General features: G+C 68.6%; 9 protein-coding genes and 1 pseudogene. 3 read left to right on the top strand and 7 right to left on the bottom strand.

The window, feature by feature from the left end; genetic code table 11:
- The 3 genes from D183_RS23680 to D183_RS0100675 all read right to left on the bottom strand — a co-directional run.
- Nucleotides 1-831: YhdP family protein (locus D183_RS23680; protein WP_039725758.1), on the bottom strand; the 831-nt coding region annotated here is incomplete at its 3' end.
- Between the two features lie 157 nt (nt 832-988).
- Nucleotides 989-2479, bottom strand: coding sequence for a ribonuclease G (gene rng / locus D183_RS0100680; protein ID WP_010340444.1), 1491 nt, complete (start codon nt 2477-2479; stop codon nt 989-991).
- Nucleotides 2479-3045 carry a Maf family nucleotide pyrophosphatase gene (locus D183_RS0100675; RefSeq protein WP_017907289.1) on the bottom strand — a complete coding sequence of 189 codons (567 nt, stop codon included), beginning with the start codon at nt 3043-3045 and terminating at the stop codon, nt 2479-2481. Before D183_RS0100675 ends, rng begins: the two co-directional genes overlap by 1 nt.
- A gap of 133 nt (nt 3046-3178) precedes the next feature.
- Between D183_RS0100675 and D183_RS0100670 the strand changes: the two genes are divergently transcribed.
- The 3 genes from D183_RS0100670 (at nt 3179) to D183_RS0100660 (ending at nt 7751) form a co-directional block, all read left to right on the top strand.
- Nucleotides 3179-3919 (top strand): SIMPL domain-containing protein, encoded by a 741-nt coding sequence (locus D183_RS0100670; protein ID WP_017907288.1) that lies wholly within the window; start codon nt 3179-3181, stop codon nt 3917-3919.
- Nucleotides 3920-4151: 232 nt separating this feature from the next.
- A complete protein-coding gene (locus D183_RS0100665; RefSeq protein ID WP_017907287.1) occupies nt 4152-4823 on the top strand; it encodes an energy transducer TonB in 672 nt (223 codons plus the stop codon).
- 162 nt (nt 4824-4985) lie between these two features.
- Complete coding sequence (locus tag D183_RS0100660) at nt 4986-7751, top strand: TonB-dependent receptor (RefSeq protein ID WP_017907286.1); 2766 nt, start codon at nt 4986-4988, stop codon at nt 7749-7751.
- A gap of 167 nt (nt 7752-7918) precedes the next feature.
- On the opposite strand, the gene rlmH is transcribed toward D183_RS0100660, so the two are convergent.
- From rlmH to D183_RS23675, 4 genes and pseudogenes are all read right to left on the bottom strand, one after another.
- Complete coding sequence (gene rlmH, locus D183_RS0100655; RefSeq protein ID WP_010340439.1) at nt 7919-8389, bottom strand: 23S rRNA (pseudouridine(1915)-N(3))-methyltransferase RlmH; 471 nt, start codon at nt 8387-8389, stop codon at nt 7919-7921.
- A 22-nt stretch (nt 8390-8411) separates the two neighbouring features.
- Nucleotides 8412-9569: a J domain-containing protein gene (locus tag D183_RS0100650; protein WP_026144073.1), complete on the bottom strand. Its 1158-nt coding sequence runs from the start codon at nt 9567-9569 to the stop codon at nt 8412-8414.
- On the bottom strand, nt 9562-9975 hold the full coding sequence (gene rsfS / locus D183_RS0100645) for a ribosome silencing factor (protein ID WP_017907284.1): 414 nt from the start codon (nt 9973-9975) through the stop codon (nt 9562-9564). The genes D183_RS0100650 and rsfS overlap by 8 nt, the downstream gene beginning before the upstream one ends.
- Before the next feature lie 56 nt (nt 9976-10031).
- Nucleotides 10032-10230, bottom strand: a pseudogene (locus D183_RS23675) (nicotinate-nucleotide adenylyltransferase); the annotation flags it as partial.

Below are 10230 nucleotides of genomic sequence, written 5' to 3'. Positions count from 1 at the left end.
CGGCGCGCCGCGCAGGCGCAGCGCGCGCAGCGTGGCGTCCACGGTCACCCCGGCGACCCGGCGCTGCTGCAGGTCCAGCCAGGCCTGGACGTCGCCGACCCCGCCCTGCAGTTCGATGCCGGCCGCATGCAGCAGGCCGGCCCAGCCCGCCAGTTCCGCCGGGCGCACCGCCAGGTAGGCCTGGCCGTCGCCGCTGCGGCGGTCCAGGTCCAGCACCGCGGTCAGCGGCGCCTGTTGCAGATCGCTCCAGCCGTGCACGCCCACCTGCAGGCGCTCGCCGTTCACGCGCATCCGCAGGTCGATCTTCGGTACCTGCGCTTCCAGGCCCAGCGACGGGGCGTGTACACGCAGGCGTCCATCGATGACCTGCAACTCGCCCAGCCCTTCCAGCGCATCCAGCGGATCGCCGCCCTGCCCCGAGGTCGGCAGGCCCTGCACGCTCCAGTTGCCGTCGTCGGCGCGCAGCAGGGTCAGCGCCAGGCCGCGCAGGCGCAGTTCGGTGAACGAGCGCCCAGGCAGCAGCCCCGCATACATCGACACCAGCACCTCGGCCTGGCCGATGCGCACGCCGTCGCCGGCACCGATGCGCAGCCCGTCCAGGCGCAACAGCGGGCCACGCCGGGTCCAGGCCGTCTCCAGCCGGTCGAAGCGGATCGGCCGCCCGGCGCGCTCGCTCAGCCACGCCGCCACCTGCTGCGGATGCCGCTCCACGAACGGCAGCGCCTGGCTCAGCGCGCCCACCGCCAGGGCCACGCACACCAGCCCGATCGCCACCGCGTAGAACGCGAAACGGCGAGCCAGGCGCAGGCGGCGGCGCAGCGGGGTGTGCATCAGGTGCGGGGAATGGGGAATCGGGAATGGGGAATCGCAACAGCAGAGCGCGAACTGCTCATTGCCGTGTGAAATTCGGCCGAGGAATCCAGGGATGCGTCAGCGCAAACAGCGCGCTCTTCCCCCATTCCCCATTCCCGATTCCCCACTCCCGGCCTCACAACAACACCACGTCGAACTGCTCCTGCAGGTATTGTTCGTCGGCCTGGAAGCGGATGGTCTTGCCGAGGAATTCCTCCAGCTCGGCCACCGCCGCCGATTCCTCGTCGGTGATGCGCGCCACCACCTTGGTCGAGGCGATCACCAGCAACCGCGCCGCGTCGAACTGGCGCACCGCGCGGGTGATCTCGCGGAAGATCTCGTAGGTCACGGTCTCGGCGGTCTTGATCGAGCCGCGCCCGCTGCATTCCGGGCACGGTTCGGACAGCTGCCGCTCCAGGCTCTCCACGGTGCGCTTGCGGGTCATCTCCACCAGGCCCAGCGGCGAGAACTCGTACACCGTGGTCTTGGCATGGTCGCGCGAAAGCGCCTTCTCCAGCGTGCGCAGCACCTGCCGGCGGTGCTCGGCGTCGTCCATGTCGATGAAGTCGATGATGATGATGCCGCCGAGGTTGCGCAGGCGCAGCTGCCGCGCCACCGCCTGCGCCGCCTCCAGGTTGGTGCGGAACACCGTCTCCTCGAGGTTGCGCTGGCCCAGGAACGAGCCGGTGTTGACGTCGATGGTGGTCATCGCCTCGGTCTGGTCGATGACCAGGTAGCCGCCGGACTTCAGCGGCACCTGCTTGTCCAGCGCGCGGGCGATCTCGTCCTCGACCCCGTACAGGTCGAAGATCGGACGGTCGCCGGTGTACAGCTCCAGGCGCTCGGCCAGCACCGGCATGTACTTGGCGACGAAGGCCTGCAGCCGTTCGAAGGTCTCGTGCGAATCCACCTTGACCTTCTCCACGTCCTTGCGGATCAGGTCGCGCACCGCGCGCAGCGGCAGGCTCAGGTCCTCGTAGATGATGCTGGCCGGGGCGCCGTCGCGACCGCGCCGCTCGACCACGTTCCAGACCCGCGACAGGTAGGCGATGTCCTCGGCCAGGGCCTCGGCCGGCTGGCCCTCGGCATTGGTGCGGATGATGTAGCCGAAACCGCCGTGGCTGGCGGCCAGGTCGGCGACCAGGGTCTTCAGGCGCTGCCGTTCGGCCTCGTCCTCGATCCGCGCCGACACCCCGATCACCCGCGACTGCGGCAGCAGCACGAGATAGCGCGAGGGGATGCTGATCTGCGTGGTCAGCCGTGCGCCCTTGCTGCCGATCGGGTCCTTGACCACCTGCACCACGATGTCCTGGCCGTCGCGCAGCAGTTCCACGATCGGCACCGCCGCCGACACCGGCAATGGCGTCGCCTCCTCGGTGTCGCCATTGCCGACCGGCGCCGGCCGCACCACGTCGTTGGCGTGCAGGAACGCCGCGCGCTCCAGCCCGACCTCGACGAAGGCCGCCTGCATGCCCGGCATCACCCGCTGCACGCGGCCCTTGTAGATATTGCCGACCACGCCGCGGCGCCAGCCGCGCTCGATGTGCAGCTCCTGCAGCATGCCGTTCTCGATGACGGCCACCCGGGTCTCGCGTGGTGTGACGTTGACCAGGATCTCTTGCGACATCACAGCACTCCGAAGGTGCGCAGCAGGTGGTGGGTCTGGTGCATGGGCAGGCCCATCACCCCGGAATAACTGCCGTCGAGACGGCTGACGAAACGCTCGGCGCCGCCCTGGATTGCATACGCGCCGGCCCGCCCCATCGGCTCGCCGCTGGCCACGTAGTCGGCGATGTCGCGCGCGGACAACGCGGCGAAGGTCACCGCCGTCGGCACCAGCACCAGCTCTTCGCGGCCGGCGGCGACCAGCGCCACCGCGGTCATCGCCTGGTGGGTGCGCCCGGACAGGGCCGCCAGCATCGCCGCCGCATCCTCGGCGTCGGCCGGCTTGCCGAACACCCGATCGTCCAGCACCACCTCGGTGTCGGCGCCGAGCACCACCGCGTCGGCGGCGTCGGCCAGTTGCGCCAAGCCGGCACGGGCCTTGTCCAGTGCCACCCGGCGCACATAGGCCTGCGCCGACTCGTCGGCCGCGCGCACTTCCGGCACCTCGAGGTCGAGGATCCGGAACGGCACGCCGAGGCGGGTCAGCAGTTCGTTTCTGCGAGGGGAACGGGACGCGAGATACAGCATGGCCGAAGGATAACCCGACCGGACTGACTGAACGATCGCTAATTGCGGGACGATCGCTTCGACCCCGGCGAAGATCACGACGCGTTCATCGTCGCGGCAACACCCTCGCCCAATCTTCACAAGGAGAACATCGATGCGCGCATTGTCCGTCCGCCCGCTGCTGCTGGCCCTGTCCCTCGCCCTAGGAGGCACGATGACCGCCCACGCCCAATCCGCCGCGCCCGGCTACGCCGTGCCCGCCGACGGCACCCTGCTCAACATCGCCGCGCAGGCCGAGGCCAAGCGCGCGCCCGACGTCGCCGCCATCTCCGCCGGCGTGGTCACCCAGGCCACCGACAGCGCCGCGGCGATGCGCCAGAACGCCGAGCAGATGACCAAGGTACTGGCCGCGATCCGCGCCGCCGGCATCGCCGACAAGGACGTGCAGACCAGCGGGGTCAGCCTCAACCCGCAGTACAAGTACGCCGAGAACCAGGCGCCGCAGATCATCGGCTACCAGGCCAACAACTCGGTGAACCTCAAGGTGCGCGACATCGCCAAGCTCGGCAAGGTGCTCGACGCGCTGGCCGCGCAGGGCGCCAACCAGATCAACGGCCCCACCTTCGAGATCGACGACCCGGAACCGCTGTACGACCAGGCCCGGGTCGATGCGCTGAAGAAGGCGCAGGCACGCGCGCAGACCTACGCCAAGGCGCTGGGCCTGCACGTGCGGCGCATCGTCAGCATCTCCGAAGGCAGCAGCGGCGGCGTGCGCCCGCCGATGCCGATGATGCGCGCGATGGCGATGAAGGCGGAGATGGACAGCACCCCGGTCGCGCCTGGCGAGAGCAGTGTCTCGGTCAACCTGGATGTGGTGTTCGAGCTGGGCAAGTAAGCCCCGTCCGCACCCTCCTTCGCGACGGCGCCTGCGGGCGCCGTCGTCGTTTTCGGTCCGCCGCAGCGCCCCTCGCCAATACGGCACCCGGCCTCGATCGCCGCCGCCTCTTGCCAAAATGCCCGCGACCGGCGCACTGTCGAAACGCGGACGGGCGCGATGACCCCATCCGTCGCCCCCGTGCGTTTTCCGGTACCGCAGTCCACGACACTCCTATCGCAGAGGTGGATCCATGGTTCGCACGCAACTCCCCGCCCCGTCCTTCCGCATCGACCTGTCCCGGGTCCTGGCCTACAGCACCGCGATCGCCCTGCACGTGCTGGCCGCCCTGTTGCTGCTGCTTCCGCTCTCGCACGTGACCGCGCCACCAGAACCGGCGCAGGTGCAGCCGCCCTGGCAGCAACCGGTGCTGGTCAAGGTCACGCCACCGCCGCCGACCATTCCCACCGTCGAGAAACAGGTGCCGACGCAGCCGCGCACGCCGACCGCAGTCCCGGTGCCGACCCCGACGCCGGCGCCGCTGTTCGACAGCAGCCCGGTGGTGCTGGACAGCGCGCCCAACGTCGACCCCGCGCCCAGCATCGCCGCGCCCAACCTGCCGCCGGCGAGCGTGAGCGCACCGGTGGACGGCATGCAGTTGCAGTACCTGCGCGCGCCGGCGCCGCCGTATCCGCGCGACGCGCTGCGCGATCGCCTGCAGGGCAGCGTGCTGCTGCGGGTGCTGGTCGGCACCGACGGGCAACCGCTGCAGGTCACTGTGGAGAAGAGCAGCGGCCACCGGGTGCTGGACCAGGCCGCCCGCGACCAGGTGCTCAAGCGCTGGGCGTTCAAGCCGGCGCTGCAGAACGGCACGCCGGTGCAGGCGTACGGGCTGGTACCGGTCGATTTTTCGATGGACCGCTGAGGGCTGCAATGCGCCGGCCGGGCACCGCCCGGCCGTGCGCGTTACGCAAAAATTCACCGGTTGTTCACGACAGATACACCTAGATGGAAACCAGCTGACCGTCAAAAGGTCGGCGCTTTCGCCAGAAAGTCACAACCTGCGTTTCCAGTTAGGAGAGAAACTGTGAACACCTCGACCCAACGGCGTGCAACCCGCCGTACCCTGTTGTGCGCCTCCGTCGCCGGCGTTCTCGCCACCCTCGCGGGCCCTGCCGCCTTCGCCCAGGAAGCGGCCACCAATCTCGACCGCATCACCGTCACCGGCTCCAACATCCCCCGCACCAACACCGAGACCCCGGCACCGGTGCAGGTGGTGAGCCGCCAGGAAATCGACCGCAGCGGCAAGACCTCGCTGGGCGAGTACCTGCAGACCCTGACCGCCAATGGCGCCGGCGCGGTGCCGAAGAGCTTCGGCCAAGGTTTCGCAGGCGGTGGCTCCGGCATCTCGCTGCGCGGCCTGGGCGCCGGCTCCACCCTGGTGCTGTTGAACGGCCGGCGCATGGCCACCTACGGCTTGGCCGACGACGGCCAGAAGGTCTTCACCGACCTCAGCACCATCCCGCTGGACGCGGTCGAGCGGGTCGAAGTGCTGAAGGACGGCGCCTCGGCGATCTACGGCTCCGACGCCATCGCCGGCGTGGTCAACATCATCCTGCGCAGCGACTTCCAGGGCGCGATCCTGCGCGGCTCCTACGGCATCTCCGGCGACGGTGATGGCGATGCGCGCAAAGCGACCCTCACTGCCGGCACCGGCGACCTCTCCAGCGATGGCTGGAACGCGTTCTTCAGCCTCGACGTGGGCAAGACCGATGCGATCAAGATCGGCGACCGCGAGGACCGCAAGTGGATCGGCACCGGCGACATCCGCCGCTGGGGCTACGCGGCACAGGATGCGCAGTTCCTCGGCGGCGCCTACCGCAGCGGCGGCACCAACATCGGCAGCCTGAACGGCCCGAACGGCTCCGTGTTCGGCACCACCGGACAACTGGTCGCGCTGCCCGGCTGCGCCGGCCTGACGACCATCCCAGGGCAGACCGAAGCCACCTCGCAGGCGCAGGGCTGCCTGTGGGATCCGGTGCAGCAGTTCCGCGACCTGTCACCCGAAGAGAAGTACGTCAATGTGTTCGGCCGCGCCAGCTTCGCCTTCGGCGAGGGCGGCGAGATCTACACCGAGATCGGCTACTCGAAGAAGAACACGGTCTTTTCCAATACCCCGTCCAACGTGTCCGGCGGCTGGGGCTACCCGGGCGGGCCGGTCAACGCCAACAGCGGTGCCGGCGCCACCGTGCTCTATGCCGGCCATCCGGACAACCCGCTGCCCTACGCCGCGCGCGTGCGCTACAGCGCCTGGGACGTGGGCCCGCGCGTCACAGACAACACCAACGAGTTCAACCGCTTCCTGGTCGGCGTGAAGGGCAACTGGGGCGACTGGAGCTACGACACCGGCTACCTGCACTCGGGTACCGATCTGAGCAGCAAGCGCACCGGCTTCCTCCGTTACAGCGCGGTACGCTGCGTGCTCGGCAACCCGGCCTGCCCGGCCGGCACCTGGCGCATCGGCGACAACGCCAACCTCAACTCGCAGGCATTGTACGACTACATCTCGCCGACCATCAGCGCGCGCGCCAAGTCCGCATTGGACATGTTCGACTTCACCGTCTCGCGCAGCCTGGCCGACCTCAAGGGCGGCCCATTGGGCCTGGCGCTGGGTGCGGAATGGCGCAAGACCAGCAACAGCCTGACCCCGCAGACCTACACCGATATCGGCGACATCATCGGCCTGGGCTACTCGGCCTACGACGGTACCCAGAACGTGTATGCCGGCTACGTCGAGTTGTCGGCGCCGGTGCTGGAGCAACTGGAACTGTCGGCGGCGCTGCGCTACGACAAGTACGACGGCGGCGACGGCAAGGCCACGCCGAAGCTGGGGGTGAAGTGGACGCCGGCCGAGTGGATCGCGCTGCGCGCGAGCTACGCCGAAGGCTTCCGTGCGCCGAACCCGGCCGAGAACGGCAACGGCGGCCTGGCCGCATTCTCCAATGCGGCCGATCCGGTACGCTGTGCGATCAGTGCCAGCGAGTGCGGCACGCGTTCGGTGGCGATCATCACCCGGCCGAACCCGGCGCTGAAGCCCGAAGAATCCAAGAGCTACTCGGTGGGCTTCGTGTTGCAGCCGACCTCGACGACTTCGCTGACCGTGGATGGCTGGGAAATCAAGCGAACGAACGAGATCGCCCCAAGCAGCACCCGCGATGCCATCCTTGCCGGCAACGTGCTGCGCGACAGCAACAACATCGGCGGCGTCGCCAATAGCGGCACCATCCTGGCGGTCAATACCGGCTACGTGAACGCGAACTCCTCGCGCGTGCGCGGCATCGACACAGACATCCGCCAGACCTTCGCGATCGGCCCGGGCCAGTTGGAACTGGACGCGCAGTGGAGCCACCTGCTCAAGTTCGAGCGCACCGAAGGCGGCAGCACCGTCGACTACGTGGGCACGCACGGCAACTGCGACGTCACCAACTGCATCGGCACCCCGCAGGACCGCATCAACTTCGGCACCACCTGGAAACAGGGCAGCTGGAGCGTGAGCGGCGTGCTGAACTACATTGACAGCATCGAGAACAAGGACAGCCGCGGTGGCGAGTACCAGGCGTTCTACGCCGACGGCACGCCGGTCAAGAAGATCGCCTCGTTCACCACCTTCGATCTGTCCGGCCGCTGGAACATCACCGAGGCGTTCGAGCTGAGCGCGTCGGTGGAGAACGTGTTCGACCGGATCGCGCCGCTGGATCCGACCACCTACGGTGCGGTCAACTACAATCCGCTGCACGTCAGCGGTGCGATCGGCCGCTACTTCACGGTGGGTGCGAAGTACACATTCAACTGATCGCGAACGTCGCAAGGCCGTAACGAAAAGCCCGGGCGAAAGCCCGGGCTTTTTTGTTGTCTGAGCGGTGCGCCAGCATCGGCATCACGCACGCATTGCCGCCACGCGCACGCGATCCGCGATCCGCGATCCGCGATCCGGCGATCCGCGATCCGGCGATCCGGCGATCAGGCGCGATGGTAAGGATGATTGGCCAGCATCGCCGCCGCACGGTACAACTGCTCGGCCACCACCAGCCGCACCAGCATGTGCGGCAGGGTCAGCGGCCCCAGCGACCAGGATTCGCTGGCGACCGCCAGCACCTCCGGCGAATGGCCTTCGGGACCGCCGATCAGGAACGCCAGATCGCGCCCCTGTCCGCGCCAGTGCTCCATGCGCTGCGCCAGTTGCTCGGAACTGTGTTGCTTGCCGGGCACGTCCAGCGCCACCACCAGCGCATTCTTCGGCAGCGCCGCCAGGACCCGGCGGCCTTCGTCCTCGATCGCGCGCTGCGCATCGCGGCCCTTGCCGCGCAGTCCAGGCTCGATCTCGACCAGATCCAGCGGCAACCAGTGCGAGAGCCGCTTGCGGTACTCGGCGAAGCCCTGCGCCACCCAGGCCGGGGCGCGCTCGCCGGTGGCGATGAGGCGCGCCTTCATCGCTGCGCGCGGCAGGCGCGCATCACCAACGCTCGCCCAGCAGCAGGGCGTCGTACATCGCGTCGTCCAGTTCCTGCTCGGCCAGCCGGGCACGCTCCCGCTTCAACCATTGCTTCAGCGTGTCGGCCTGCCGCGCCGCAGCGCGATCGTCGGCACAGGAGCGGATCTCCTCCTGCACCTGCCGCTTGATCTGCGCCAACAGCGCATCCAGGCGCTGCGGCTGCGGCGCGCGCTCGTCTTGAAGACCGTAACGCCCCATGAAGTCATCGACCAGTCCGGCCAATGTCTGCTCGACCTGCCGCAGTTGCGCGGCGAACAGGTCGTTGTAGTCACGGATGCGCTCCTCGGCCATCGCCGCGATGCCGGCCTGATCCAACTGGCCGATTTCCAGTTGCAGTTCCAGCAGTGCCAGCAGGTCGTCGTTTTGATACGCCTGGTTGAGCCGCTGCATCAAGGCGGTCTTGCGCTCGCGCTGCTGCGGATCGGGCTCGCGGTCCGGATGCAATGCTGCGACCAGATTGCGGTACAGCGCGCGACGCGTCTGTTGCGGATCGGCGGCGACCTGCGCGGCCTTGCCTGCACCGGCACGGCGGCGCTTGTCGCGCTGCTGGGCGCGCCCGGCCGCATGCGCCTGCTGCGCGTGCAGCCGCTCCTGGATCTGCGCATACAGCGCTTCGGGGGAGTGGATATGCGCCATTTCCTCTTCGGTCAGGCCGAATTCCTCACCGATGACCGACGTCAGCAATGCCTCGGATTCGGCCAGATCCTGGTCGAATCCGAGGGGGCTATGCCGGTCGTAGATGTCCTTCAGGCCATCGTTGTCGCCGTCCCGGATCAACAGCGCAGCCAACTCGCAAATGAGCCCGGACAGATCGGCGCGATCGCGCTTGCTCAACTTGAAGGTGGCATGCGCCGCGTCCAGTTCCCGCAACAACTGTACCTGCGCCGCATCGCGCTCCTGCAGCAAGGGATCGACCTGCTCGTGGAAACGCTGCTCCCAGCGCGGCAGCGCCTCCTGCCACGCATGCAACTGCGCACGGGCGCGCTCCAGACGCTTGACCAGGGAGTCGAAGCGCTTGCATGCCGGCGTCGCGGGTGTCGATTCGATCGCGCCGACACGCTTGCTGACCGGCAACGCCTCGCTGCCGACGCTGCGCGCGGGATTGCGCCTCTTAGGCATCGCGTGCCGAGTCGTCGTCGTCGCCCGGCGGCTGGTCGCCGACCGTCCACAGCCGCTCCAGCGCATAGAACTCGCGCACCCGCGGCAGCATCACGTGCACCACTACGTCGCCGAGATCGACCAGTACCCACTCGGCCTCGCGCTCGCCTTCCACGCCCAGCGGCATGACATCCAGGCGCTTGGCGTACTTGATGACTTCGTCGGCGATCGACTTGACGTGGCGGGTGGAGGTGCCGGAGACGATGACCAGGTAGTCGGTGACGCTGGACTTGCCGCGCACGTCGATTTCCGCCACGTCCTTGGCCTTGAGTTCCTCGACTGCCTCGCGGACGTGGGCGAGCAGGACCGGCAGCGGCGGCGGCGGATTGGGGACTTGGGTCTTGATGACGTGGGCTTGACTGGACAAAGCGGCGAACTCGATGGAATGGGGCGAATTATAGGCGACCCCGGCAGGACGCGTATTCAGCCAGCGGCGGCGGCACCGGACGCATACAGAGCATGGTCGCGGATATAGGCCGCCACTGGCGCCGGCAGCAAGGCCGCCCAGTCCTCGCCGGCGGCGATGCGCGCGCGCACCAGGCTGGCCGATTCGCTGCGCAGCGGTTGCCGCAGGCACCACAAGCGGCCGCCCGGCGCACGGGCCAGCGCCTGCGGCGTGTCA

Source organism: Xanthomonas sp. SHU 199 (genome assembly GCF_000364665.1).
GTDB classification, from domain to species: Bacteria; Pseudomonadota; Gammaproteobacteria; order Xanthomonadales; family Xanthomonadaceae; genus Xanthomonas_A; species Xanthomonas_A sontii.
The sequence above is the reverse complement of the archived record's forward strand: the minus strand, read 5'-3'. Positions and strand labels throughout refer to the sequence as shown.